Below are 24,261 nucleotides of genomic sequence, written 5' to 3'. Positions count from 1 at the left end.
GAGGGGGCAAGATGCATGTGTACGGATCTGCCGCGTCGTCAGGGACCGGGCATCTGAAGCAATCGGTTGCCGGCCGCGCCGGCCTGGTTGCCGGATTGGCCGCTGTCGCGGGGCTGATGTTCGGGCTGGATATCGGCGTCATTTCCGGCGCGCTGGGCCTGATCGCCCAGGAATTCAGCACCACGCAGGTCCAGGAGGAATGGATCGTCGCGGCGATGATGCTGGGCGCCGCCCTGGGCGTGCCCGTCGCCAGCCGGCTGTCCTTCGTCTGGGGACGCAAGCGCACGCTGATCATCGGCGCCAGCCTGTTCATCTGCGGTTCGATGTCCTGCGCGCTGGCCGGTTCGGTCGGCGTGCTGATCGTCGCGCGGATCGTGCTGGGCCTGGCGGTCGGGGTCTCGACCTTTACCGCGCCGCTTTATATTGCCGAGGTCTCGGATCCCGCGCATCGCGGTGCCATGATCTCGGTCTATCAGTTGATGGTCACGATCGGCATCCTGGCGGCCTTCGTTTCGAACGCGCTGTTTTCCTATTTCGATGCGTGGCGCTGGATGCTGGGCGTGGTCGCGTTTCCGGCGGTGGTCTTTCTGATCGGCGTGCTGTTCCTGCCGCACAGCCCGCGCTGGCTGGTGCTGCGCGGCAAGCGCGACGCGGCGCGGCGCGCGCTGCTGGAACTGCGCGGTCCGGTGCGCGGCGTGGCCGACGAACTGAACGAGATCGACGCCCAGTGCCGCGGCGGCGGCAACGGCTTCGCGCTGTTCCGGGCCGACCGCAATGTCCGCCGCGCGGTCTTTCTGGGCGTCATGCTGCAATGCATCCAGCAATTCAGCGGCGTGAACGTGGTGATGTATTACGCACCGCGCATTTTCGGCCTGGCGGGCTTTCCCGAACATGCCGGGCTGTGGGGTACCGCGAGCGCCGGCGCGGTCAACGTGCTGGCGACCTTCCTGGCGATCTGGCTGGTCGATCGCTGGGGGCGGCGGCCGATCCTGATCTGCGGCCTGGTGGTCATGAGCCTGTCGTTGACGGTGCTGGGCGGCATTCTCGGCGGCGGCGCACAGTACGGGGTGCGCCAGGTGGCCGCGGTCGGGGTGCTGCTGAGCTTCGTGGCGGGATTCGCCTTCTCGGCGGGGCCGCTGGTCTGGGTGCTGTGTTCGGAAATCCAGCCCTTGCGAAGCCGCGATTTCGGCATCGCCTGCTCCACCGTCACGAACTGGATCGCCAACATGATCGTCGGGGCGTCGTTCCTCAGCCTGTTGGACCATCTGGGGCGGGCGGGGACATTCTGGATGTATGCCGCGCTGAACGCGCTGTTCGTCATCCTGGTCATCCTGTTCGTGCCCGAGACGAAAGGCCTGACCCTGGAGGGGATCGAGCGCAACCTGATGTCCGGCGTACGGCTGCGGATGATCGGGCGCGGCGCGGCCGGCCCGGCGCCCGATCATCGGGCGGCTTCATAAAAAAACCCGGCCGTCCGGCCGGGTTTTTCGTCGCTTGCGCCAGGCCGGCCGATCAGGCGGCCTTGAGCTGCGCCTCGGCGAATTCGTAGTTCGCCAGCTTGTCCAGGTAATTGGTGATGTAGTCCGGGCGGCGATTGCGGAAATCGAGATAGTAGGAATGTTCCCACACATCCAGGCCCAGCAGCGCCTTGCCCTGGCCTTCGGCCAGCGGGTTGGAGCCGTTGGCCGTCTTGGTCACCGCCAGCTTGCCGTCCGCGCCCAGCACCAGCCACGCCCAGCCCGAGCCGAACTGCGTGGTGGCCGCGGTCTTGAAAGCGGTCTTGAAGGCGTCGACGCTGCCGAAATCCTCGACGATCTTGGCCTCCAGCGCGCCGGGGATCGTCCCGCCGGCCGGCGACAGGTTCTGCCAGAACAGGATATGGTTCCAGTGCTGGCCGGCATTGTTGAACACCGGGGCCACGGCGGGATCGCCCTTGACCGCCAGGATGATCTCCTCCAGCGACTTGCCCTGCAGTTCGGGCTTCGCTTCCACGAACCCGTTCAGGGCCGTGACATAGGCCTGATGGTGCTTGCCGTGATGCAGTTCCAGCGTTTCCTGGCACATGCCGCGCGCCGCCAGCGCGTTGGTCTGGAACGGAAGAGAGGGGAGTTCGAAAGCCATGGACGTTCTCCTGTAGCAGTCAATAACCGAGCGGCCTGCCGATCTCCGAAATCAGCGTGCGAATGTCGGAGGCCGGACTCGCGCGACGATGCGCGCCAACCTAACAATCCGGCGCGGGTCCGTCGATCCGTCGCGAGGCGATCCCTGTCCGGTCCGCCTGGGGCAGAAGCGGAAAATCGCCGCCCATCAGAGCTATGAGGGCCGGCGGGATGCGTCAAGTGACGGACATATGACGGACATATGACCGGGCCGCCCGTCCATGCGGTGCTTGTGCTTCCGCGCGGCGCGCGGCATCTGCATGCATCATGGCCCGGATGATGGACATAGCGGCGGTGGATACGGCGATACGCGCGGAGCGGGACGCGGGGGCGGGTGGCGACGGGCTGTCGCACGGGCTGTCGCTTTGCGGCGCGATCGCGCGGCGATCGGACCCGGACCGGTTTTTCTGCGCCCTGTTCCTGCCCGAGCCGGTGCGCGAGGATGCGTTCAGCGTGATCGCGTTCAATCACGAATCCGTCCGCGCGCTGACGGGCATGCAGTCCTGGTCGGTCGCCGGCCCGATGGCCGGGCTGATCCGGCTGCAATGGTGGCGTGAAATCATCGAGGGCGCCGCCCACCCGCATGAGGTCGCGCCCGGCCTGCGCGCCGCCCTGGCCCGGGCGCCCGCCCTGCGCCGGACGCTGCTGCGGATTCTCGATGCCCGCGAGGCCGAAGCCGAGGGGCTGACCGACTGGCCGTCCTGGCGGGCCGCGATGCGCGGCGGGGCAGGAGGGGTGCAGGTCGCCATCGCCCAGCGTGCCGGCCTGGGCGACCCGGTGGCGCTGCAGCGGATCGAGGCCTTGGGCGCCGCCTATGGCGCGGGCGGCCTGCTGCGCCATCTCGACATCGTGCTGGCGGCGGGCCGCTGCCCCTTGCCCGATACCGCCCTGCAGGCGATCGGCCTGTCGCGCGAGGCGCTGCGCAACGGCGCGCCGCCGGGGCTTCTGGACCCGCTGCGGGTGCGCCTGCGCGAGGAGGGGCGGGCCTTCCTGGCGCAGGCGCTGCCGGTTCGGCTGAGACGCGACAGCCGCGCCGCCGCCCTGCCGGGGGTGCTGGCGCGCCGCGACCTGGCGCGTCCCGATGGAAGGCGGGCGGCCGGACGCGGCCTGGGCGACCGGCTGGCCGTCATGGCGGCCATGCTCAGCGGCCGGATCTGACCGTCAGGGTGACGTGACGATCTGCTCCAGGACCGCGAACAGCGCCGAATAATCGGCGTCGGCATCGGCGCGCCGGGTCAGGGACAGCAATTGCGTCGCCGCCGCCACCGTGACCGCCGGCGCCGCCAGCCGCGCCGCGTCGGTGAGCAGCAGGCGCATGTCCTTCTGCATCAGCCGGGTCGGGAATTGCGGCGTGAAGTCGCCGGCGCGGGCGGCCTTCAGCTTGCGCTTGTGATGGGGCGAGATCACGGCCACGGAATCGAGTGTGTCGAACAGCATGTCGCGATCCAGCCCCGCGGCCAGGCCATAGGCCACGCCCTCGGCCACCGCGGCCAGGGTCGCGCCCATGATCCCGTTGACCACCAGCTTCAGCTTCGCGCCGCTGCCCGACGGGCCGGCATGGATCGTCGCCTTGCCGATCGCGTCGAAGATAGGCTGGGCTCGGGCGACATCCGCCGCCGTACCGCCGACCATGATCACCAGCGCGCCGGCATCGGCCTCGGGCGTGCTGCCCGAAACCGGCGCGTCCAGCACCGCCACGTCCCGGCGCGCCCCGGCATCGGCCAGTGCCAGCGCCGCTTCGGGCGACACCGAGCTGGCATTGATCAGCAGCGTCCCGGCCCCCATGCCGGCCAGGGCACCCGATTCGCCGTACATCGACGCCTCCAGCGCCTCGTCGTCGGGCACGCAGGCGATCACGGTGCCGGCGGCCTCGGCCACGGCGCGGGCCGTGGGCAGGAACGGGGTCGTGCCGTCTCCGCCCTTGCCGGAGGGCGTATAGGCCACGATCCGATAGCCGGCCTCGCGCACATGCCGGCCCATGCGGCTGGCCATCGCGCCGAAGCCGATGAAGCCGACCGTTCCCTTTTCGACCGTTCCCTTTCCGTCATTGTCGTCGGACATGATTTCGGTCCTTCCTTTTTTCGTTCCGTCGGGCACAGAGTGCCGGACAGGATGGATGAAGTCACGCCATGGGGCAGCCATGGACGGATCATCGTTGCCGGAGCCCGACCCATGCGCCTCTTTGACTATCCGCGTCCCGCTGCCTCCGACATCACGCCCGAGGGGGCTTATCTGTCGCGTCGCGCCACGCTGGCGGCGGGGCTGGCCGGCGGAGCCGCCTGGCTTGCGGGCGCGCCGCGCGGCGCGTGGGCCGATCCCCTGCGCGCCGCGCCGGGCGCGCTGTCGGGCACCGGGCTGACGCCCACGCCGTTCCAGGACGCCACGCATTACAATAATTTCTACGAATTCGGGCTTGAAAAGACCGACCCGGCGGAACGGTCGGGCGATTTCCATCCCCGCCCGTGGACGGTCCGGGTCGAGGGGCTGGTGGCCAGGCCGCGCACCTACGACATCGACGCGCTGCTGGCCCGCCCGCTGGAGGAGCGCCTCTATCGCATGCGCTGTGTCGAGGCGTGGTCGATGGTCATCCCCTGGATCGGCTTTGCCCTGGCCGACCTGCTGAAGGAGGTCGAGCCGCTGGGCAGCGCGAAATATGTCGCCTTCGAATCGGTGCTGCGTCCCGCAGAAATGCCCGGCCAGGACAGCATGCTGCATGTGCTGGACTGGCCCTATGCCGAGGGGCTGCGGCTGGACGAGGCGATGCATCCGCTGACGATCCTGGCGGTGGGGCTGTACGGCCGGACCCTGCCCAACCAGAACGGCGCGCCGGTCCGCCTGGTGGTGCCGTGGAAATACGGGTTCAAGGGCATCAAGTCGATCGTGCGCATCCGCCTGACCGAAACGCGGCCCCGCACCGCGTGGAACGATCGCGCGCCGGACGAGTACGGGTTCTATGCCAACGTCAATCCCGCAGTCGATCACCCGCGCTGGAGCCAGGCGACCGAGCGCCCGATCGGGGCCAGGGGCGGGTTCTTCGGTGCGGCGCGGCAGCCGACCCTGCCGTTTAACGGCTATGCCGAGCAGGTGGCCGGCCTGTATGCCGGCATGGACCTGCGGCGCAATTTCTGACGGTGGCGCGCCGCCTCTCGCCCGGCCTGATACGGGCCGCCCTGTATGTCGCGGGGCTGATGCCCGCGTCGGTCGCATTCGCGATGGGGGCGACCGGGCGGCTGGGTGCCGATCCGGTCAATGCCTTTCTGCGCATGCTGGGTCTCTGGGCGCTGCGCTTTCTGATCCTGTCGCTGTGCGTCACGCCATTGCGCGAGATCGCGGGCATCAACCTGCTGCGCTATCGCCGTGCGCTGGGGCTGCTGGCCTTCTGGTACGCGCTGTTCCACCTGACGGCCTATGTCGGGCTGGACCAGGGGTTCGATTTTCCGGTGCTGCTGGCCGATGTCGAAAAACGGCCCTTCGTCATTCTGGGCATGGTCGCGTTTCTGGTCCTGGCCGGCCTGGCGGCCACGTCCAACCGCTGGTCGATCCGGCGGCTGGGGCCGCGCTGGCGCGCGCTGCATCGCTGGGTCTATCCGGCGGCGTGCTGTGCCGCGATTCATTTCATCCTGTCCTTCAAGGTCCTGCGGCCGGAGACGCTGGCCTATGCGCTGGCCGTCGCCCTGCTGCTGGCGTGGCGCGTCCTGCCCGCCGGCATGCGGCGCAGGGCCGCGCTTTCGCGATGATGCGCTCTTTGTCTGCCAGCCATGCGGAGCCGGTATATCCCGTTTCCGTTCCGGGACGATCGCGCGTTTGAACGGAAGCTGTTCCATACAGGCGTATTCGAAATCCGGCCGGCGTCCCGCGCGCCGTCCCGCGTTGCAGCGGGTTGATGGGACGGGGCGGGGCGGCGTGCCCCCTCGCGCAGAGATGATGCGCCGGAACCTGCCGGGGATGGCTAGAAACGAAAAGACCAGCGTCATGCACCTGCCGCTGGGCACCTGCCACCGGGCACCTGCTATCGGGCGAATATTGTTCCGAATATTGCTCCAGGGAAAAACAGCAAGGGGGATCATGTGGTTCCGCGCGGATGACAGGGCACGGATGACTGGGCCCGGCGGGCGGCATGACGGCGTCGTTTCGACTCCATTTGTTTTACTGCCGGTGCTTTTCAGCGTATTTCGTTTCGTCCCCCATTGCCGACGCGCGGGGCCGCATGCTGCCGCCCCGGCGGCGCCGGTCGCGGCCGGTGACATCGTCCCGCACGCGTCGTTTCGGAGAATCTCATGACGTCGACTGCGACCCGAACCGATTCCGCCTATGACGTCGTCCTGATCGGTGGCGGGGTCATGAGCGCGACAATGGGCGCGCTGCTGAAATTGCTGCAGCCGGACTGGTCGATCGGGCTGTTCGGCCGCCTGGACGATGTGGCGACCGAAAGCTCGAACGCGTGGAACAATGCCGGCACCGGGCATGCCGCTCTGTGCGAGCTGAACTACACGCCCGAGCGCGCCGACGGCAGCATCGATATTTCCAAGGCCATCGATGTGAACGAGGCTTTTCAGGTCTCGCGCCAGTTCTGGGCTCATCTGGTCGAATCGGGGGTGATCACATCGCCGCGTGACTTCCTGAATCCCATTCCGCACATGAGCTTCGTCTGGGGCGCCGATAATTGCGATTTTCTGCGCCGCCGCCATGACGCGCTGAAGGATCATCCGCTGTTCGCCGGCATGCGGTTTTCGACCGATCCCGCGCAATTGCGGCAATGGATGCCGCTGGTGATGGAGGGGCGCGGCGCGGGCACGCCGCTCGCCGCGACCTGGAGCGCCGCCGGCACCGACGTCAATTTCGGCGCGCTGACCCATCTGCTGATCGGTTTCCTGTCGCGGCAGGCGGGATTCGACCTCAAGCTGGCGCACGCGGTCGAGGATCTGCGCCGCGACGCATCCGGCCTGTGGCGCGTCGCGGTGCGGGACCTGGCCGGCGGGCGCGACCTGTCGGTCGCGGCGCGGTTCGTCTTCATCGGCGCGGGCGGCGGCGCGCTGCCGCTGTTGCAGAAAACCGGGATTCCCGAAGCGAAAGGCATTGCGGGCTTTCCGGTCAGCGGCCAGTTCCTGCGCTGCACCAACCCGGAACTGGCCGCCCGGCACCATGCGAAAGTCTATGGCAAGGCGTCGGTCGGCGCGCCGCCGATGTCGGTGCCGCATCTGGACACGCGGGTGATCGAGGGCAGGACCGGCCTGCTGTTCGGGCCCTATGCCGGGTTTTCGACCAAATTTCTCAAGCAGGGCTCGCTGTGGGACCTGCCGAAATCGATCCGCATGGATAATCTGGGGGCGATGCTGGCGGTGGCGCGCGACAATATGCCGCTGACCCGCTATCTGATCGGCCAGATCCTGCAATCGAACACGGCGCGCCTGGCGGCGCTGCGTGACTTCGTCCCCACCGCCCGCGCCGAGGATTGGGACCTGATCGTGGCCGGCCAGCGCGTGCAGGTCATCAAGTCGGATGCGAAGCGGGGCGGGGTGCTGCAGTTCGGCACGGAAATCGTGACCGGCGCCCAGGGCAGCGTGGCGGCCCTGCTGGGGGCCTCGCCCGGCGCGTCCACCGCCGTGCCGATCATGCTGACGATCATCGCCAGATGCTTCCCCGTCGAGATGGCGCGTTGGACCCCGCGCCTGAAGACGATGATCCCGTCCTTCGGGGCGAAGGTGGCGGAGGATGCCGCCCTGTGCGCCCATGTGCGGGACTGGACGATGCGCGTGCTGGAACTGGAAGGCTGATCGGTCAGCCGGCCACCCCGGCATCCCCTGCCGCATCGACCAGACGGCGCAGCCCGGTGACGATGTCGTCGAACATTCCGGCCGTCAGCCGGCCGGTATTCGTGTTGAGGCGCGACACGTGGTAGCTGTCGCACAGGATGGCCCCGTTCGGCAGCGTGGTGCGTGCGCCGTGGGCGAAGCCGGGGCGCGGCCGCAGGTCGCAGGCGGCGACGACCGCGTGATGGGCCACCGCGCCCAGCGCCAGGACGGCGCGCAGGCCGGGCATGCAGGCCAGTTCCGATTGCAGGAAGCGGTTGCAGGTGCGGATTTCCCGCGCGATCGGCCGATTGGCGGGGGGCGCGCAGCGCACGGCATTGACGATGCGGCAATCCTGCAGGCGTAGTCCGTCCGACGGGTCGCCGCCATACCGCCCGGCGGCGAAGCCGTGCCGTATCAGCGTCTCATAGAGCAGGGTGCCGGCATAATCGCCGGTAAAGGGGCGGCCGGTCCGGTTGGCGCCCCGCAGGCCCGGGGCCAGCCCGACGACCAGGAGGCGCGCCCGGGGGCTGCCCCAGGGGGGGACCGGATCATTCCACCAATCCGGATGGGCCTGCCGGTTGGCCCGCCGATAGGCGACCAGCCGGGGGCAGGCCGGGCAGTCGCGCGGCGGCAATTCCGGCGCGCCGGGCCCGGACATGGCCGGACCGCTGGAATCGGGTCCGGCGGAATCGGGCCGGCCGGGATCAGGGCCGGAGGGGTCAGGCGTCGTGGTCGAGTTCGCTCAACTGGTCGGCCGGGTGCCGGATGGGCGCATTCTGCTGGCGGGCCGGGCGTGCCTCGGACTGGCGGCGCGTGAATTGCGGCGCGATGTCGGCCAGGTCGATGAACTGGTCCGCCTGGCGGCGCAGATCGTCGCCGATCAGCGGCGGCGAGGTCCGGATCGACGACACGACCGAGGTGCGCACCCCCTGCCGCTGCACGGATTCGAGCAGGCGGCGGAAATCGGCGTCGCCGCTGAACAGTACGGCATGGTCGATCTTCGACGCCATCTCCATCATGTCGACGGCCAGTTCGATATCCATGTTCCCCTTCACCCGCCGGCGGCCGTTCTGGTCGATGAATTCGCGCGCCGTCTTAGTGACCAGGAAATAGCCGTTATAGACCAGCCAGTCGGTCAGAGGCTTCAGCGGGGAATATTCCTCGTTCTCGAGGATGGCGGAGTAGTAGTAGGCCCGCACCACGTGCGTCTTCGCCCGGAAGAAGGCCAGCAGATTGCGGTAATCCACGTCGAAGCCCAGATGACGCGACGCGGAATAGAGGCTGGCTCCATCGATGAAGAGACATACGCGCTCATTGGGTTGAAAAAACATGCCGAATGATTCCTGTCGCGTCCTGGTGCATGAGGCGTCGGAAAGCGCGAAGTCCAAAGAGTGCGCATTCGCCGGCTTGACGTCCCGTCCGTATAGGCAAGATAAATTGAGCGCGATATAAATGATATAACGGAAATGACTGGAAAAGGCATTTTCCGTAAAAAAAACCGGATTGTAGCCGCCGCGTTCCGGTCTGCCGCCAGCATGCCGGGTTAATGTCTGGTTTCGTGCACGCTATGGTTGCAAGGCATCTTGGAAAAGGCAACGGATACCGGTGATTCTGATCGCGATCGGGGCGAACCTGCCGCATGCGGATGGCGCGACGCCGCTGGAAACCTGCCGCTGGGCGGTGGCGCAGGTCGCGGCGATTCCCGGATTGCGCGTCGTCGCGCGGTCGCGCTGGTACGAAAGCGCGCCGATTCCGCCATCCGGGCAACCGCCCTATGTCAACGGCGTTGTCGCCGCGGAGGTGGCCGCCGGGACGCCGGACGGGGAGGCGGTCACGCCCGAGTCGCTGCTGCGCGCGTTGCAGGCGATCGAGGCTCGGGCCGGCCGGGTGCGCGGCGTGGCCAATGCCGCCCGGCCCCTGGACCTGGATATCGTCGCGGTGGGGGACGTGGTCCGTGCGGCGCCCGACCCGATTCTGCCGCATCCGCGCATGGGCGGCCGGGCGTTCGTGCTGCTGCCGTTGCGGGATGTGGCGCCGGGATGGGTCGATCCGAGTTCGGGCCGCACGGTGGAGGATCTGATCGCCGCGTTGCCGGACCAGGCGATCCGTGTTCTGGCCGAAGCTTGATCGGCCGAAGTCTGATCGGCCGAATTCTGGCCGCGTGCTTGCATTCAAGGCATCCCACCACTAGGTATGGTTCTTTGCAACAGACATTTTTATCCGGAGGCCTGCCTCATGGCTCGCGTCACCGTCGAAGACTGCGTTGAACGGGTTCCCAACCGATTCGAACTGGTTCTTTATGCTGCCCAGCGGGCGCGGAACCTGTCCAGGGGAGAGGAACTGACGGTCGATCGGGACAATGACAAGAACCCCGTCGTGGCGCTGCGCGAAATCGCCGACCAGACGATCGGGCTGGAGCAGGTGCGCGGCGACCTGGTGCGTTCGCTGGCCCGCGCGCCCGAGCCCGAGCCGGCGGACGAGGAGGTCATGGACCTGATCCCGACCGAGCAGAACATCTTCGGCCTGCAGGACGTCACGGCCGAGGAAGAGGCGGCGCACGGCACGGCCGGCATGTCCGCCGAGGAACTCGAGGCCGCGATCGAGGCCGAACTGGGCGGCCGCGCGCGGCGCTGAGCCCATGGGGCACGAGGCGGCAGGTCCCGTTGATGCGCTGCATCATTCCGCCTCGGGCCTGGAGGCGCCGGTGTCCGGCGTGACCGATGGCGCCGTCCCGGTCGAAGTTGGGTCCGGCGAAGATGGGCCCGTCGAAGAGGCGGCGCCCGTGCCGGCCCGGATCGTGTCCTGCGAAGGATTGCTGCGCCGGGTCCGCGCCTATGATCCGGGAGCCGATCTCGACCTGATCCGGCGGGCCTTCCAGGTCGCGCAGCAGGCGCATGCGGGTCAGGCCCGCGACAATGGCGACCCCTATATTACCCATCCCCTGGCGGTCGCCAGCATCCTGGCGGGCTTCCATCTCGACGCGTCGTCGATCGCGACGGCCCTGCTGCACGACACGATCGAGGATACCGGCGTCACGCAGGAGCGGCTGCGCGCCGAATTCGGGGCGACGATCGCCGACCTGGTGGACGGCGTCACCAAGCTGACCAGGCTGGAACTGCAATCGGACCGGACCAAGCAGGCGGAAAATTTCCGCAAGCTGGTGCTGGCGATGTCCAAGGACATCCGTGTCCTGATCGTCAAGCTGGCGGACCGGCTGCACAACATGCGCACGCTGCATTACGTGCAGCGGCTGGACCGGCGGCAGCGCATCGCGCGCGAGACGATGGAGATCTATGCGCCGCTGGCCGGGCGCATCGGCATGGACAAGGTCAAGACCGAACTCCAGAACCTGTCCTTCGCCGAACTGGAACCCGAGGCCAACACCACCATCCGCGCCCGCCTGAATTATCTGCGCGGCCAGGGCGCCGACGTGATCGAGGAGGTGCGCCGCGAGTTGATCCAGCTTTGCCGCAAGGCCGGGCTGGGCGATGTCGAGGTGACGGGACGCGAGAAATCGCCCTTCTCGATCTGGGAGAAGATGCAGAAGCGCAACGTGGCGTTCGAGCAGCTTTCGGATATCATGGCGTTCCGCATCATCGTGCCGACGCGCGAGGCCTGCTATGTGGCGCTGGGCGCCGTCCATGCCGCCTATCCGGTGATCGTCGGGCGGTTCAAGGACTATATCTCGACCCCCAAGGCCAACGGCTATCAAAGCCTGCATACCGGCGTGACCCTGCGCCATCCGCGCAACCAGAAGATCGAAGTCCAGATCCGCACCGCAGAGATGCACGACATCGCCGAAAACGGCGTCGCGTCGCACTGGCTGTACAAGCAGTTGCCCGGGGGAGGGACAGGGGCGGGAGCGGCCGACGATTCGGCGCGCGTCGTCACCGGACTGCGATGGGTGCAGGACCTGCTGGATATCCTGGAGGATTCGGCGGCCCCCGACGAGTTCCTGGAAAACACCAAGCTCGAACTCTATCAGGACCAGGTCTTCTGCTTCACGCCCAAGGGGCAGTTGATTTCGCTGCCGCGCGGCGCCACCCCGGTCGATTTCGCCTATGCCGTGCACAGCCAGGTCGGCGACAGTTGCGTCGGCGCGCGGATCAACGGGCGGCTGATGCCGCTGCGCCACGAGTTGCAGAACGGCGACCAGGTGGAAATCATGACCGCCCGGGGCGGCACGCCGTCGCCGGCGTGGGAACGGTTCGTGGTCACCGGCAAGGCGCGTGCCCGCATCCGCCGCCATGTCGCGACCCAGCAGCGCGAGGCCCATATCGACAATGGCCGCGCGGCGCTGGCCAAGGCCTTTCGGCAGGAAGGTGTCGACGGGTCGGAAAAGGTGCTGGACACCATCCTGTCCGGCCTGAAATTCGCATCGGTCGAGGACCTGTACGTCGCAGTCGGCAACGGCAATACCGGGCCGCGGGACGTGGTGCACGCCGCCTATCCGGCCTTGCGGCAGACGCCCCGGGCCCCGCGCATGGTGCCCGGCATCCCGATGCGCGCGCCGGCTCGCGGCGCGACCCGGCCCAAGGCGGGCGGCGGCATGGCCCTGGCCGGGATCGGCCCGGGAATCGCGGTGCATTTCGCCGGATGCTGCCATCCGCTGCCGGGCGACAGGATCGTGGGTATCGTCGCGACGGGCAAGGGGATCACCATCCACACGGCGGGCTGCCAGACCCTGGAAAGCTTCGCCGCGACGCCCGAGCGCTTCATGGATGTGGATTGGGATTACGACCTGATCGGCCGCGGCAGTTCCGAGCCGCATGTCGGCCGGCTGAGCGTGATCGCGGCCAACGAGCCGTCGGTGCTGGCGACCCTGACCAACACGGCGTCGAAGCATGAGGGCACGGTGGTCAATCTGCGCATCGTCAACCGCCAGCTCGATTTCATGGAGATCCTGGCGGACATCGAGGTCCGCGACCTGCGTCACCTGTCCTCGGTCATCGCGGCGCTGCGCGCGGCGAACGGGGTCGTCCAGGTCGAGCGGTCCAAGGGATGAGCCTGATCGGGATCGGTTCGGACCTCTGTGACATCCGGCGGATCGAGCGGGTGATCGCCCGGCATGGCGAGCGCTTCCTGGACCGCGTCTTCACCCAGGCCGAGCGCAGGCGCGCCGAGCGGCGGAACGGCCAGGCGCGGCTGGGCGCCTATGCCAAGCGCTGGGCCGCCAAGGAGGCCTGCGCCAAGGCGCTGGGCACCGGCTTCGCCCAGGGCGTGTACCATCGCGACCTGGGGGTGGAGAACCTGCCGGGCGGGCAGCCGGTGATGGTGCTGACCGGCGGTGCGCGGGTTCGGCTGCGGGCCCTTCTGCCGCCGGGAGGCGAGGCCCGCATCCTGCTGACGATGACGGACGAATATCCCTATGCCTTCGCGCAGGTGATGATCGCGCAGGCGACCGGTCCAGCCTGAAACGCGCGGCGCATGTCGCGCGGCGCTTGACAGCCCGGGGTGCCGTCGGCTTCATCCGCGGGCTTTCGTCCGGCCCGGCCAGCGGCCCGGCCCGTCCTCCTCCTTGTTCCGGAAACAGATTCAGACCCATGGACGACCCGCGCAAAACCCGCTCTTCCTCTGTGCCGTCCGCCGGCGCGGCCTCGGCCCTGCATGGAGCGTGGGAACTGCTCCGCACCATCCTGATCGCGGGCTTGCTGGCGGTGGGGGTGCGGACGGTGCTGTTCGAGCCGTTCAACATTCCCTCGGGCTCGATGATCCCGACCCTGCAGGTCGGCGATTATCTGTGGGTCGCCAAATACAGCTACGGCTATTCGCATTTCTCGCTGCCGCGCTCGCCCGACCTGTTCGACGGGCGCATCTTCTTCCGGATGCCGCATCGTGGCGACGTGGCGGTGTTCCGCTTCACCAAGGACACGTCGATCGACTATATCAAGCGCATCGTCGGCCTGCCCGGCGACCGGATCCAGGTCCGGGGCGGCGAGTTGTACATCAACGACGTCCTGGTCCCGCGCACGGCCGAGGGCAACTACGTCGCGGTGGACGAGCACGGCACCCGCATGGAGGGGCAGCGTTATCACGAGACCCTGCCCGGCAGCGGCGGCCACGGCCCGGTGGCGCATGACATCCTGAAGCTGACCAATGAGGGCTTCCAGAACGATACCCCGGTCTATGTCGTGCCGAACGGCTATTTCTTCGCCATGGGCGACAATCGCGATGACAGCGCCGACAGCCGGTTCATGGGCGACGATCCCGAGGATCTGGGCTTCGTGCCCATGGAAAATCTGATCGGACAGGCCAAATGGATCTTCCTGTCGGTCGATGCGCGCCATCCGGTCTGGGAGTTCTGGATGTGGCCGATCGAGATCCGCTGGAACCGGTTGTTCATGGGGGTACGATGAGCGGCGAGGCCGTGCTGCCCGGTGGGACTCCCGATAGCCCCCCCGATGGGATCGACGGGGTGGCTGGTGACGGGATGGCGTCGCTGGAAGCGCGGCTGGGCCATCATTTCCGCCGTCCCGATCTGCTGCGCGAGGCCCTGACCCACCGTTCGGCGGCGCATCTGCGCAATGCCGCGCCACGCCGGGCACGCCAGCCGGCGGCGCGGCGCGGCGCGGGGTCGAACGAGCGGCTGGAATTCATCGGCGACCGGGTCCTGGGGCTGGTGATGGCCGAGTGGCTGCTGGAACGTTTTCCGGACGAGCAGGAAGGCGCGCTGGGCCCGCGCCACGCCCACCTGGTGTCGCGCCCGGTGCTGGCCCGCGTCGCCGAGGGGATGGACCTGCCGCCGGTGCTGAACGTGGCCGAGCATGAGGCCCGTGCCGGCGTCCGGCAGATGGCCAATGTCCTGGCCGACGCGGTCGAGGCGATCCTGGGGGCGATCTATCTGGATGGCGGGCTGGAGCCCGCCCGCGCGTTCGTGCGCGCGGCGTGGAACGAGGCGATCGTGGCCCAGGCGCAGCCGCCCAAGGACCCCAAGACCGCGCTGCAGGAATGGGTGCTGGCGCGCGGCCTGCCTTTGCCGGCCTATCGCACGGTGCAGGTGGACGGTCCGTCTCATGCGCCGCGCTTCGTCATAGCGGTCACCGCGGCCGGACAGTCGGCCGAAGGGGTGGCGGGCAGCAAGCGTGCGGCGGAGAGCGCCGCCGCCGCCGACCTGTTGCGGCAAATCGTTTGATGCCGCGTCGAAAGGAAAAGGAATCATGACCACGCGCTGCGGCTTCGTCGCCATCGTCGGGGCGCCGAATGCGGGCAAGTCGACGCTGCTGAACCGCATGGCCGGCGCCAAATTGTCGATCGTCTCGCCCAAGGCGCAGACGACGCGCTTTCGCGTTCTGGGCATCCTGATGCGGGGGGCGAGCCAGATCCTGCTGGTGGACACGCCGGGCATCTTCAAGCCCCGGCGCAAGCTGGACCGGGCGATGGTGGCCGCGGCCTGGACGGGGTCCGAGGATGCCGACATCACGCTGCTGCTGGTCGATGCGCGGCGCGGCCTGGCCGATGACGTGCGCGCGATCGTGGCCCGGTTGGCCCAGTTGGCGTCATCGCGCCGGCGGGTGTGGCTGGTGCTGAACAAGACCGACCTGGTGGACCGCCAGGCGCTGCTGCCCCTGACCGCCGAATTGTCGTCGCTGCTGGATGTCGGGCAGGTCTTCATGGTCAGCGCGCGCAGCGGCGACGGGGTCGAGGACCTGCTGGATGCGCTGGCCGCGTCGCTGCCCGAGGGGCCTTATCTTTATCCCGAGGACGACCTGACCGACCTGCCCGACCGGCTGCTGGCGGCCGAGCTGGTGCGCGAGCAGATCTTTTTGCAGACGCACGAGGAAGTGCCCTATGCTGCGACGGCCGAGACCGAAAGTTTTCGTGAGCAGCCCGACGGCTCGGTGCGGATCGAGGTCACGATCTATGTCGCGCGTCCGGGCCACAAGGCGATCCTGATCGGCGAGAAGGGCAGCCGGATCCGCGCGATCGGCGAACGCGCGCGCAAGGACCTGTCGCGCCTGCTGGATCGGACCTGCCATCTGTTCCTGAACGTGAAGGAACGCGCCGGCTGGGACGAGGAACGCGCCCGCCTGCGGGCCATCGGCCTGGACGACGCGTCGTAACGGTTTCGCGGGCGGGTGCTATTCTGCGCCCGTCGGCTTGTGAGCGGTCACGAGCGGCGATAAGAGGAATTGCATGGGTGAGGTCCGGCCATGGGCATCCCCGGCGTTCGTTCACATTTGGAGGATCCGGGGCATATGACCGAGCAAGCATCAGAAAACGGCCATGATTATCGGCGTGTGCTCCTGAAGATATCGGGCGAGGCCCTGATGGGGGACGGCAGCTACGGCATCGCCCCCCAGATGGTCGACACGATCGCCGGCGACGTGGCGGCGGTGGCGCAATCGGGGGTCGAGGTCTGCCTGGTGATCGGCGGCGGCAACATCTTCCGCGGCGTCGCGGCGGCGGCGCGCGGCATGGACCGCGCCCAGGGCGATTATGCCGGCATGCTGGCCACGGTGATCAACGCGCTGATGGTGCAGAACGCGCTGGAACGCCACGGGGTGCCGACCCGGGTCATGTCGGCGATCCACATGTCGTCGGTGGCCGAGCCCTATATCCGCCGGCGCGCTGTGCGGCACATGGAAAAGGGCAGGGTGGTGATCTTCGCCGCCGGCACCGGCAACCCGTTCTTCACCACCGATACCGCCGCCGCGCTGCGGGCGGCGGAAATGGATTGCGACGCCCTGTTGAAGGGCACGCAGGTCGACGGCGTCTATTCCGCCGACCCGCGCAAGGACGGGAATGCGACCCGTTTCGAGACGTTGACCTATCTGGACGTGCTGGCCAAGGATCTGCATGTCATGGATGCCGCGGCGATCAGCCTGGCGCGCGAGAACCGACTGCCGATCGTGGTATTCAACATCCACGCCCCGGGCGCGTTCTCGCGGGTGATGCGGGGCGAAGGGCTGTTCACCCGAATCGTCGAGGCGCGCTGAATGTCCCGCGCCGTTTGCGCGACGGCGCCGGACACGGGACGATGAGACAGGGCGGCGCGTCGATACGCCGCCCGTTTTGACTATGGAGGGCCATTGTGGCTGCTGATCAGAAGACACTGCTGGATGACCTGACCCGTCGGATGGACGGCGCGCTGGAAAGCCTGCGCCGCGACTTCGCCGGTTTGCGGTCCGGTCGTGCCAGTCCGGCGCTGCTCGAGCCGGTGCGTGTCGAGGCGTATGGCGGCGAGGTGCCGCTGACGCAGGTCGGCTCGATCGCGGTGCCCGAGGCGCGGATGCTGACGGTCCAGGTCTGGGACCGCTCGCTGGTCGGGGCGGTGGAGCGCGCGATTCGCGACAGCGGGCTGGGCCTCAACCCGGCGGCGGACGGACAGACGGTGCGCGTGCCGATTCCGCAATTGACCGAGGAACGGCGTAACGACCTGGCGCGGACGGCCGGGAAATACGCCGAAAACGCCAAGATCGCGGTGCGGGGCGTCCGCCGTGACGGCATGGACCAGGCCAAGGCCCATGAAAAGAAGGGTGATATCGGCCAGGACGATGTCAAGGTGTGGTCGGACGCGGTTCAGAAGCTGACGGACCAGTATGTGAAGCGGATCGACGAGATGCTCGCGGAGAAGGAACGCGAGATCAAGCAGGTCTGAGCCCGTCGTGACCCTTCGGTCCGTGCCCGGCCCGCTGGCCGGGACCACCATGAAGCGCGCGGCAGGGGACGCCGGCGTCGCGGCCGATCCCGACCGGCCCGTCGCCGCCGCGTCGATCCCCCGGCATGTCGGGCTGATCATGGACGGCAACGGCCGCTGGGCCGCGGCGCGGGGGCTGCCGCGCGCCGCGGGGCATCGCGCGGGGGCCGAGGCGGTGCGCCGCTGCATCCAGGCGGCCATCCGGCGCAAGGTGTCGTGCCTGACGCTGTATGCGTTCTCGTCGGAGAATTGGCGCCGCACGCCCGAGGAGGTCGCGGACCTGACCGCGCTGCTGCGCTACTACCTGCGGCACAAGGTTGCCGAGCTGAATCGCGAGGGCGTGCGGATCCGGATCATCGGCGATCTGGAACGGTTCGATCCTGACGTGCAGGCCGAAGCCCGCCGTGCCGAGGAACTGACGATCGCCAATACCCGCCTGACCCTGGTCATCGCGCTGTCCTATGGCGGGCGCGCCGACATCGTGCAGGCCGCGATGCGCGTGGCCCAGGCCGCGCTGGCCGGGACGATGGATCCGGCGGCGCTGGACGAGGCGAAATTCAGCCGTTTCCTGCAGACCGCCGATGTGCCCGATCCCGACCTGATCGTGCGGACCAGCGGCGAATGCCGGCTGTCCAATTTCCTGCTCTGGCAGTCGGCCTATGCCGAACTCGTCTTTATCGAAACGCTCTGGCCCGATTTCGACGAAAGCCATTTCGACGCGGCCCTGGACATGTTTGCCCGTCGTGAGAGGCGATTCGGTGCCCGTCCCGCCCCCTGAACCCAGCCCGCGCCCCATGCAGGCCCCCCAAGGTCGTACCCCCCAGGGTCGCACCACTCGGGATCGCACCCCTCGGGGCCGCAATTGGAAGGACCTGCGGGCCCGTTTGCTGTCGGCGGCGGTCCTGGTGCCGGTGGCGCTGTTCTGCGTCCGGACGGGCGGCGCGCCCTATGCGGCGATGATCCTGCTGGCGACGGCCGGCATGGCGCTGGAATGGGGGCGTCTGTTCGGCCTGGCCGCGCGGTCGGTGCGCGGCGCGCTGTACCTGGCCTGGATCGCGGCCACCATGGCGGCGGCCCTGGCGGGCCATTGGTGGGGTGCGGTGCTGGTCATGGGCGGGGCGTTCGTCTTCGGGCCCGCCCTGTGGCTGGGCCAGGTCGTGATCGGCTGCGCCGGACTGTCCCTGTTGTGGCTGCGCATGATGACCGCGCCGGGTGCCGGCGTGGTGCTGTTCGTCGTGACCTGCGTGGTGGTCAGCGACAGCGGCGCCTACCTGATCGGCCGCCTGCTGGGCGGGCCCAGGCTGGCGCCCGCCATCTCGCCCGCCAAGACCTGGTCGGGCGCGCTGGGCGGCCTGCTGTGCGCCATGATCGCCGGGGGGGGCGTGTGCGTGCTGGTCTCGGGGCCGGGCAATTGGGGGCGGGGAATCGCCTTCGGCGCGTTGATGGCCGTTGCCGCGCAGATCGGCGACCTGGCCGAGAGCGCGCTGAAGCGCGCGCGCGGCGTCAAGGATTCGGGGGCGATCATTCCCGGCCATGGCGGCCTGCTGGACCGGTTTGACGGATTGCTGGTCGCCGCCCCCCTGGCCGCGCTGCTTTCGGCCGGAGCGGCGGGGGCCGCGTTCTGGTATGTGACCCCGGCGGGCCTGATCGCGGCCCTGACGGAACTTCGGCCAGGGTATCTGTGGCCAGGGTATCCGCCGGGGCAATAATTGCGGCATCAAACGGGGGCCCGGCTGCCATAGGCGGCGGATCGGGTCCAAAATACGGCGCGGCGACGCCGAGGGGCAGGGAAGAGAGGCATGAAATCAGTCACCGTTCTTGGCAGTACCGGCAGTATCGGCTGCTCCACGGTCGACCTGCTGCTGCAGGCGCCTGAACGGTTCGCGGTCGACGCCCTGGTCGGCGGCAGCAACGCCGTCCGCCTGGCCGAACAGGCCAGGGCCCTGCGCGCGCGGCATGCCGTCATCGCCGACGCGGCGAGGCTGGCGGAGCTGCGCGAGCTGCTGGACGGCAGCGGGATCGCGGTCTCGGGCGGGCGTCAGGCGGTGATCGAGGCGGCGGCCCGGCCGGTGGACTGGACGATGGCGGCGATCACCGGGGCGATCGGGCTGGAACCGACCCTGGCGTCGGTCCGCAACGGCGGCGCCATCGCCCTGGCGAACAAGGAGGCCCTGGTCTGCGCCGGCGACGTGATGCTGCGCGCGGTCGCCGATGCCGGCGCGACCCTGCTGCCGGTGGATTCGGAACATAACGCGATCTTCCAGTCGATGGCCGACCGCCAGGTGGACGGGATCGAGAAGATCGTGCTGACCGCCTCGGGCGGGCCGTTCCGCCGGGCCAGCCTGGCGGACATGGAAAAGGCCACCCCCGAGGCGGCGCTGCGGCACCCGACCTGGACCATGGGCGCCAAGATCACCATCGATTCGGCGACGATGTTCAACAAGGGGCTGGAGGTCATCGAGGCCGCGCGGCTGTTCGCCCTGACCGAGGACAGGATCGGCGTCGTGGTCCATCCCCAGTCGGTCGTACACGGGCTGGTGCATTATACCGACGGCAGCATCGTGGCCCAGATGGGTTCGGCCGACATGCGCATCCCCATTGCCCATACGCTGGCCTGGCCCTGCCGCATGGCCACCACGTCGCCGCGCCTGGACCTGGCGGCGCTGGGCCGCATGGAGTTCGAGGAGCCCGACGAGGCGCGCTTTCCCGCGCTGCGCCTGGCCCGCGAATCCTTGCGCGCGGGCGGCGCCGTCCCCACTATCCTGTCGGCGGCCAATGAAATCGCGGTCGAGGCGTTCCTCGGCGGCGCGATCGGCTTTCTGGACATTGCCCGGGTGGTCGAGGACGCGATGCAGGCGCTCGGCCATCAGGCGGCCGATTCGCTCGAGGCCGTGCTGCATTGGGACCAGGAGGCCCGGCGGACGGCGCGGCTGCGCACGGCGCAGCGCGCGGCCTGATCCGGGTTTCGGCCCCGAACATTACCAGGAGTACCCCCTTCATCATGCCCGAACTGCTTCGGACCGTCCTCGCCTTCGCCCTGGTGCTGGGAGTGTTGGTCTTCATCCACGAACTCGGCCACTACCTGGCCGCGCGCTGGCGGGGCGTGCATGTCGAGGTGTTCTCGATCGGTTTCGGGCGTCCGCTGCTGCGCTGGCACGACAGGGTCGGCACGGAATGGCGGCTCTGCCCGATTCCGCTGGGCGGCTACGTCAAGCCTCACGGTTTCGAAGGGCCGGACGAGGCGACGCCCGAGCAGATGGCGGCCTGGCAACCCGGGCGCACCTTTCATGACAAGCCGGTGTTGTCCCGCACCATCGTGATCGCGGCGGGGCCGGTGTTCAATTTCCTGCTGGCGATCGTGCTGTTCGCCGGGTTGTTCGCCACCGTGGGCCGGCCGGAAATCCGCAATGTCGTGGGTCAGGTCGTGTCGGGCAGCGCCGCCGCCGCGGCCGGCATCCTGCCGCAGGACGTCATCGTGCGCATCGGCGCGCACAAGGTGGCCGACGTGGCCGGCATCCAGGCGGTGGTGGCGGCCGAGCCGGGGGTGAAGACCGACGTTACCGTCCATCGCGGCGGCCATGACGTCACCCTGCCCGTGACGATCGGCACGGTCGCGGGCGAATCGGGCGCGAGGCGCGGGCAATTGGGCGTGATGTTCACCGCCGCGGTCAGCCAGCGGCTGGGCCCGGTGGCGGCCGTGACCGCCGCGTTCGGGGAAACCTGGCGCCTGTCGGTCCAGACCCTGGCGGGGCTGTGGCAGATGCTGACCGGCCAGCACAGTGCCAAGGATCTGGGCGGTCCGCTGCGGATCGCGCAGATGTCGGGCCAGGTGGCCCAGTACGGGGTGGCCAGCCTGGTGTCGTTCATGGCGCTGCTGTCGATCAATCTTGGCCTGATCAACCTGCTGCCGATCCCGGTGCTGGATGGCGGCCGGCTGGTCTTCTACGGGCTGGAGGCCCTGCTGGGGCGGCCGGTGCCGCGCCAGGTGCGCGACATCAGCTTCCAGGCCGGCTTCGCGGTGATCGCCGGGCTGTTCCTGTTTTCGACGTTCAACGATCTGTCGCATTTCGGACTGTTCCGATGGGTCGCATCTCTGGCCGGATGATGCCATCATCGCGGATATGACGGAGGCGCTTGCGCGACGGGGGGGATTTCGGATACCTCCGCCGTACGGGCGCGAACGACCGTCGGTGCGGAGAATCCGCGCGCGGACGCCTATCGCCTACGGACCGCTGGTTTGGGGGAAGCCGATTTTGCCGACTAAACGTTCTACGCTTCTTGCGTCGGTTTGCCTCGTCCCTCTGTTCGTCGCCGGCACGGCCAAGGCACAGCCTCATTCCGCGCCGCGCGGGGCGGCGGTCGCCCGCGCGCCGTCCGGCGGGGTGATCGAAGCAATCCAGATCAGCGGCAACGACCGCATCGAAACCAGCACCGTTCTGTCCTATATGGTGGTGCAGCCGGGCGATCCGTTCAATCAGGACCAGTTGGACCGCTCGCTGAAGACCCTGTACGCCACCGGCCTGTTCCGCGATGTGACGCTGCATCGCGCGGGCAACGTGCTGCAGGTCCACGTGGTCGAGAACCCGATCGTCAACCGCATCGTCTTCGAGGGCAACCACGCCGCGAAGGACGAGGATTTGCGCAAGGTGATCTCGCTGCGTCCCCGCGCGGTCTTCTCGACCCAGATCACGGCCTCGGACCGGCAGAAGATCCTGGGCGTCTACGCCGAGAAGGCGCGTTACGCCGCCACGGTCACGCCGCAGATCATCCGCCTGTCGCATAACCGGGTCGACGTGGTGTTCCAGATCAACGAGGCCGAGCAGACCCTGGTCCGCAAGATTTCCTTCGTCGGCAACCATGCCTTCAGCGAGGCCAGGCTGGCGCAGGTGATCTCGTCCAAGGAAACGGCGTGGTACCGCTTCTTCTCCTCGGCGGACGAATATAATCCCGAACGCATCCGCTATGATGCCGAATTGCTGCGCCGCTTCTATCTGCGCAATGGGTTCGTCGACGCGCAGGTGCGCAACCAGACCGGCGAATTGTCGCCGGACCGCAAATCCTTCTACATCACCTTCACGATCGAGGAGGGGCCGCGCTACCGGCTTGGGCGGGTCAATATCCGTTCGTCGCTGCGCCATGTCAGCGCGGCGTCGCTGCGCCCCTATATCGAGCTGTTCGCCCATCAATGGTATGACGGCAGCGCGGTGCAGCATAATGCGACCGATATGGAAGAGCGGCTGCAGGGCCAGGGCCACCCCTTCGCCATGGTCCGGCCCGAGATCGCCCGCAACCCCGAGAAGCGCATCGTCGACCTGCTGTTCGACGTCAGCGAAGGGCCGCGCGTCTATGTCGAACGGATCGACATCAACGGCAACACGATCACCCAGGACCAGGTGATCCGCCGGCAATTGCCGATGGCCGAAGGCGATCCGTACACCCCGACCGACAAGAAATATTCCAAGGCCATCCTGCAGGATCTGGGGTATTTCAGCTCGGTCTCGATCGACCAGAGCCCCGGCTCGGCGCCGGACCGGGTCGACGTGGCCGCCAACGTTGTGGAAAAGCCGACCGGCGAATTCTCGCTGGGCGGCGGCTATTCGACCGATATCGGCGTGCTGGGCAATATCGGGCTGAAGCAGCACAACCTGCTGGGCTCGGGCGTGGATGCGGGCATTTCGGGTACCCTGGGCTATTACCAGCGCCAGGCCGACATTTCGGTCAGCGACCCGTATTTCCTGAACCGCAACCTGGTCGCCGGCATCGACATCTTCGGCATCCAGAACAACTACCAGACCTATCAGAACTATTCCGAAGGCCGGTACGGCTTCTCGCTGCGCATGGGCTATGCCTACAACAACCACCTGTCGCAGTCCTGGAGCTATACCCTGACGGACCGCCAGGTGAACAACGCCTATAGCGACGCGTCGTGGTACGTGCTGGACCAGACCGGCTGGTCGCTGCTGTCGCAGCTCAGCACCACGCTGACCTACGACACGCGTGACAACCGCATGTCGCCCCATTCCGGCTATGTCGTGCGGCTGGGCGGCGATTTCGCCGGCCTGGGCGGCGACGAGAAATATGTCCGCGGCAAGGTGGATACGGCCTACTACCTGCCGCTGGACGACCTGATGGGCAACCATGACTGGACGGTCGCCTTTACCGGCGGCGCGGGCGATATCGCCAACTGGGGCCATGGGCGCAGCGACATCATCGACAATTTCTATCTGGGCGGCAACACGCTGCGCGGCTTCCTGGACGGCGGCGCGGGCCCGCGCACCATGGGCATCCCGGCCTATACCTGGCAGGGCGTGCAGTATCCGATGCACTCGCAGGAAGATTTCATCGGCGGCCGTTTCATCTACACCGCGTCGGCCACCGTCAATTTCCCGATGCCGCTGGCGGCGGACATGGGCATTCGTGGCCGCTACTTCGTCGATGCCGGCGGGCTGGACGGGCTGCGCGTGCCGCGGCGCTATACCGCCTATCCGCAGGATATGCCCCGCTATACGCCGGTCTATGGCGACACGCTGTCGCCGCGCGTCAGCACGGGTGTCGGCTTTTCATGGAAAAGCCCGTTCGGCCTGATCAACATCGATCTCGGCATCCCGGTCGTGAAACAGAGACATGACCGGACGCAGTTGCTCCGCTTTGGCTTTGGCCAGCAATTCTGAGG

23 protein-coding genes are annotated in these 24,261 nt (G+C 68.1%); 19 read left to right on the top strand and 4 right to left on the bottom strand.

From position 1 onward, the window contains the following. Positions 1–11: 11 nt before the first annotated feature. Positions 12–1,460 carry a sugar porter family MFS transporter gene (locus tag AAC691_RS03910; RefSeq protein ID WP_342629010.1) on the top strand — a complete coding sequence of 483 codons (1,449 nt, stop codon included), beginning with the start codon at positions 12–14 and terminating at the stop codon, positions 1,458–1,460. Positions 1,461–1,512: 52 nt separating this feature from the next. On the opposite strand, the gene AAC691_RS03905 is transcribed toward AAC691_RS03910, so the two are convergent. Then, positions 1,513–2,121: a superoxide dismutase gene (locus AAC691_RS03905; RefSeq protein ID WP_176640631.1), complete on the bottom strand. Its 609-nt coding sequence runs from the start codon at positions 2,119–2,121 to the stop codon at positions 1,513–1,515. Between the two features lie 314 nt (positions 2,122–2,435). On the opposite strand from AAC691_RS03905, the gene AAC691_RS03900 reads away from it, so the two are divergent. Then, on the top strand, positions 2,436–3,317 hold the full coding sequence (locus AAC691_RS03900) for a squalene/phytoene synthase family protein (RefSeq protein WP_342629009.1): 882 nt from the start codon (positions 2,436–2,438) through the stop codon (positions 3,315–3,317). Positions 3,318–3,320: 3 nt separating this feature from the next. Here the strand turns inward: AAC691_RS03900 and AAC691_RS03895 are convergent, their stop codons facing one another. Continuing rightward, positions 3,321–4,220 carry an NAD(P)-dependent oxidoreductase gene (locus tag AAC691_RS03895; protein WP_342629008.1) on the bottom strand — a complete coding sequence of 300 codons (900 nt, stop codon included), beginning with the start codon at positions 4,218–4,220 and terminating at the stop codon, positions 3,321–3,323. 111 nt (positions 4,221–4,331) lie between these two features. On the opposite strand from AAC691_RS03895, the gene msrP reads away from it, so the two are divergent. From msrP to AAC691_RS03880, 3 genes are all read left to right on the top strand, one after another. Further along, positions 4,332–5,288 (top strand): protein-methionine-sulfoxide reductase catalytic subunit MsrP, encoded by a 957-nt coding sequence (gene msrP / locus AAC691_RS03890; protein WP_342629007.1) that lies wholly within the window; start codon positions 4,332–4,334, stop codon positions 5,286–5,288. Between the two features lie 2 nt (positions 5,289–5,290). Continuing rightward, a complete protein-coding gene (msrQ, locus tag AAC691_RS03885) occupies positions 5,291–5,896 on the top strand; it encodes a protein-methionine-sulfoxide reductase heme-binding subunit MsrQ (RefSeq protein ID WP_342629006.1) in 606 nt (201 codons plus the stop codon). A 540-nt stretch (positions 5,897–6,436) separates the two neighbouring features. Then, positions 6,437–7,933, top strand: coding sequence for a malate:quinone oxidoreductase (locus tag AAC691_RS03880; RefSeq protein WP_342629005.1), 1,497 nt, complete (start codon positions 6,437–6,439; stop codon positions 7,931–7,933). Positions 7,934–7,937: 4 nt separating this feature from the next. On the opposite strand, the gene AAC691_RS03875 is transcribed toward AAC691_RS03880, so the two are convergent. Both AAC691_RS03875 and AAC691_RS03870 read right to left on the bottom strand, forming a co-directional pair. Then, a complete protein-coding gene (locus AAC691_RS03875; RefSeq protein WP_342629004.1) occupies positions 7,938–8,609 on the bottom strand; it encodes a uracil-DNA glycosylase in 672 nt (223 codons plus the stop codon). A gap of 61 nt (positions 8,610–8,670) precedes the next feature. Beyond that, positions 8,671–9,282: an NYN domain-containing protein gene (locus tag AAC691_RS03870; RefSeq protein ID WP_176640950.1), complete on the bottom strand. Its 612-nt coding sequence runs from the start codon at positions 9,280–9,282 to the stop codon at positions 8,671–8,673. 274 nt (positions 9,283–9,556) lie between these two features. Here AAC691_RS03870 and folK point away from each other — a divergent pair, with 274 nt between their 5' ends. From folK to bamA, 14 genes are all read left to right on the top strand, one after another. Next, positions 9,557–10,078 (top strand): 2-amino-4-hydroxy-6-hydroxymethyldihydropteridine diphosphokinase, encoded by a 522-nt coding sequence (gene folK, locus AAC691_RS03865; protein WP_342629003.1) that lies wholly within the window; start codon positions 9,557–9,559, stop codon positions 10,076–10,078. A 108-nt stretch (positions 10,079–10,186) separates the two neighbouring features. Continuing rightward, a complete protein-coding gene (gene rpoZ / locus AAC691_RS03860) occupies positions 10,187–10,585 on the top strand; it encodes a DNA-directed RNA polymerase subunit omega (protein ID WP_176640933.1) in 399 nt (132 codons plus the stop codon). Positions 10,586–10,589: 4 nt separating this feature from the next. Beyond that, positions 10,590–12,956 carry a RelA/SpoT family protein gene (locus AAC691_RS03855; RefSeq protein ID WP_408906053.1) on the top strand — a complete coding sequence of 789 codons (2,367 nt, stop codon included), beginning with the start codon at positions 10,590–10,592 and terminating at the stop codon, positions 12,954–12,956. Then, positions 12,953–13,366: a holo-ACP synthase gene (acpS, locus tag AAC691_RS03850; protein WP_342629002.1), complete on the top strand. Its 414-nt coding sequence runs from the start codon at positions 12,953–12,955 to the stop codon at positions 13,364–13,366. The genes AAC691_RS03855 and acpS overlap by 4 nt, the downstream gene beginning before the upstream one ends. Before the next feature lie 128 nt (positions 13,367–13,494). Next, positions 13,495–14,307, top strand: a complete 813-nt coding sequence (gene lepB, locus AAC691_RS03845) for a signal peptidase I (RefSeq protein ID WP_342629001.1) — start codon at positions 13,495–13,497, stop codon at positions 14,305–14,307. A gap of 74 nt (positions 14,308–14,381) precedes the next feature. Continuing rightward, a complete protein-coding gene (gene rnc, locus AAC691_RS03840) occupies positions 14,382–15,083 on the top strand; it encodes a ribonuclease III (RefSeq protein ID WP_342630138.1) in 702 nt (233 codons plus the stop codon). Positions 15,084–15,108: 25 nt separating this feature from the next. Continuing rightward, positions 15,109–16,011 (top strand): GTPase Era, encoded by a 903-nt coding sequence (gene era, locus AAC691_RS03835; RefSeq protein WP_342629000.1) that lies wholly within the window; start codon positions 15,109–15,111, stop codon positions 16,009–16,011. Positions 16,012–16,146: 135 nt separating this feature from the next. Continuing rightward, entirely contained in the window at positions 16,147–16,887 is a 741-nt protein-coding gene (gene pyrH / locus AAC691_RS03830; RefSeq protein WP_323991252.1) for a UMP kinase, read from the top strand. Between the two features lie 95 nt (positions 16,888–16,982). Then, on the top strand, positions 16,983–17,549 hold the full coding sequence (gene frr / locus AAC691_RS03825) for a ribosome recycling factor (protein ID WP_176640818.1): 567 nt from the start codon (positions 16,983–16,985) through the stop codon (positions 17,547–17,549). 139 nt (positions 17,550–17,688) lie between these two features. Beyond that, positions 17,689–18,366, top strand: coding sequence for a polyprenyl diphosphate synthase (uppS, locus tag AAC691_RS03820; RefSeq protein ID WP_323993759.1), 678 nt, complete (start codon positions 17,689–17,691; stop codon positions 18,364–18,366). A 16-nt stretch (positions 18,367–18,382) separates the two neighbouring features. Then, positions 18,383–19,297 carry a phosphatidate cytidylyltransferase gene (locus tag AAC691_RS03815; RefSeq protein ID WP_342628999.1) on the top strand — a complete coding sequence of 305 codons (915 nt, stop codon included), beginning with the start codon at positions 18,383–18,385 and terminating at the stop codon, positions 19,295–19,297. A gap of 90 nt (positions 19,298–19,387) precedes the next feature. Beyond that, the gene (dxr, locus tag AAC691_RS03810) at positions 19,388–20,545 is read left to right on the top strand and encodes a 1-deoxy-D-xylulose-5-phosphate reductoisomerase (RefSeq protein ID WP_342628998.1); all 1,158 of its coding nucleotides are present in this window, start codon (positions 19,388–19,390) and stop codon (positions 20,543–20,545) included. Positions 20,546–20,589: 44 nt separating this feature from the next. Continuing rightward, a complete protein-coding gene (rseP, locus tag AAC691_RS03805; RefSeq protein WP_176640255.1) occupies positions 20,590–21,693 on the top strand; it encodes an RIP metalloprotease RseP in 1,104 nt (367 codons plus the stop codon). A gap of 148 nt (positions 21,694–21,841) precedes the next feature. After that, on the top strand, positions 21,842–24,259 hold the full coding sequence (bamA, locus tag AAC691_RS03800) for an outer membrane protein assembly factor BamA (protein ID WP_342628997.1): 2,418 nt from the start codon (positions 21,842–21,844) through the stop codon (positions 24,257–24,259). Positions 24,260–24,261 lie beyond the last annotated feature (2 nt).

Source organism: Nguyenibacter vanlangensis, assembly GCF_038719015.1.
GTDB classification, from domain to species: Bacteria; Pseudomonadota; Alphaproteobacteria; order Acetobacterales; family Acetobacteraceae; genus Gluconacetobacter; species Gluconacetobacter vanlangensis.
Note: the sequence above shows the minus strand (reverse complement) of the source record. Positions and strands in the feature narration are given on the sequence as shown.

What these genes read in the sequence shown, in the direction of transcription:
- AAC691_RS03910 (WP_342629010.1), top strand. Translation starts at nt 12, where the DNA reads ATGCATGTGTACGGATCTGCCGCGTCGTCAGGGACCGGGCATCTGAAG.
- AAC691_RS03905 (WP_176640631.1), bottom strand. Translation starts at nt 2,121, where the DNA reads ATGGCTTTCGAACTCCCCTCTCTTCCGTTCCAGACCAACGCGCTGGCG.
- AAC691_RS03900 (WP_342629009.1), top strand. Translation starts at nt 2,436, where the DNA reads ATGATGGACATAGCGGCGGTGGATACGGCGATACGCGCGGAGCGGGAC.
- AAC691_RS03895 (WP_342629008.1), bottom strand. Translation starts at nt 4,220, where the DNA reads ATGTCCGACGACAATGACGGAAAGGGAACGGTCGAAAAGGGAACGGTC.
- msrP (WP_342629007.1), top strand. Translation starts at nt 4,332, where the DNA reads ATGCGCCTCTTTGACTATCCGCGTCCCGCTGCCTCCGACATCACGCCC.
- AAC691_RS03880 (WP_342629005.1), top strand. Translation starts at nt 6,437, where the DNA reads ATGACGTCGACTGCGACCCGAACCGATTCCGCCTATGACGTCGTCCTG.
- AAC691_RS03875 (WP_342629004.1), bottom strand. Translation starts at nt 8,609, where the DNA reads ATGTCCGGGCCCGGCGCGCCGGAATTGCCGCCGCGCGACTGCCCGGCC.
- AAC691_RS03870 (WP_176640950.1), bottom strand. Translation starts at nt 9,282, where the DNA reads ATGTTTTTTCAACCCAATGAGCGCGTATGTCTCTTCATCGATGGAGCC.
- rpoZ (WP_176640933.1), top strand. Translation starts at nt 10,187, where the DNA reads ATGGCTCGCGTCACCGTCGAAGACTGCGTTGAACGGGTTCCCAACCGA.
- AAC691_RS03855 (WP_408906053.1), top strand. Translation starts at nt 10,590, where the DNA reads ATGGGGCACGAGGCGGCAGGTCCCGTTGATGCGCTGCATCATTCCGCC.
- acpS (WP_342629002.1), top strand. Translation starts at nt 12,953, where the DNA reads ATGAGCCTGATCGGGATCGGTTCGGACCTCTGTGACATCCGGCGGATC.
- lepB (WP_342629001.1), top strand. Translation starts at nt 13,495, where the DNA reads ATGGACGACCCGCGCAAAACCCGCTCTTCCTCTGTGCCGTCCGCCGGC.
- rnc (WP_342630138.1), top strand. Translation starts at nt 14,382, where the DNA reads ATGGCGTCGCTGGAAGCGCGGCTGGGCCATCATTTCCGCCGTCCCGAT.
- era (WP_342629000.1), top strand. Translation starts at nt 15,109, where the DNA reads ATGACCACGCGCTGCGGCTTCGTCGCCATCGTCGGGGCGCCGAATGCG.
- pyrH (WP_323991252.1), top strand. Translation starts at nt 16,147, where the DNA reads ATGACCGAGCAAGCATCAGAAAACGGCCATGATTATCGGCGTGTGCTC.
- uppS (WP_323993759.1), top strand. Translation starts at nt 17,689, where the DNA reads ATGGACGGCAACGGCCGCTGGGCCGCGGCGCGGGGGCTGCCGCGCGCC.
- AAC691_RS03815 (WP_342628999.1), top strand. Translation starts at nt 18,383, where the DNA reads ATGCAGGCCCCCCAAGGTCGTACCCCCCAGGGTCGCACCACTCGGGAT.
- dxr (WP_342628998.1), top strand. Translation starts at nt 19,388, where the DNA reads ATGAAATCAGTCACCGTTCTTGGCAGTACCGGCAGTATCGGCTGCTCC.
- rseP (WP_176640255.1), top strand. Translation starts at nt 20,590, where the DNA reads ATGCCCGAACTGCTTCGGACCGTCCTCGCCTTCGCCCTGGTGCTGGGA.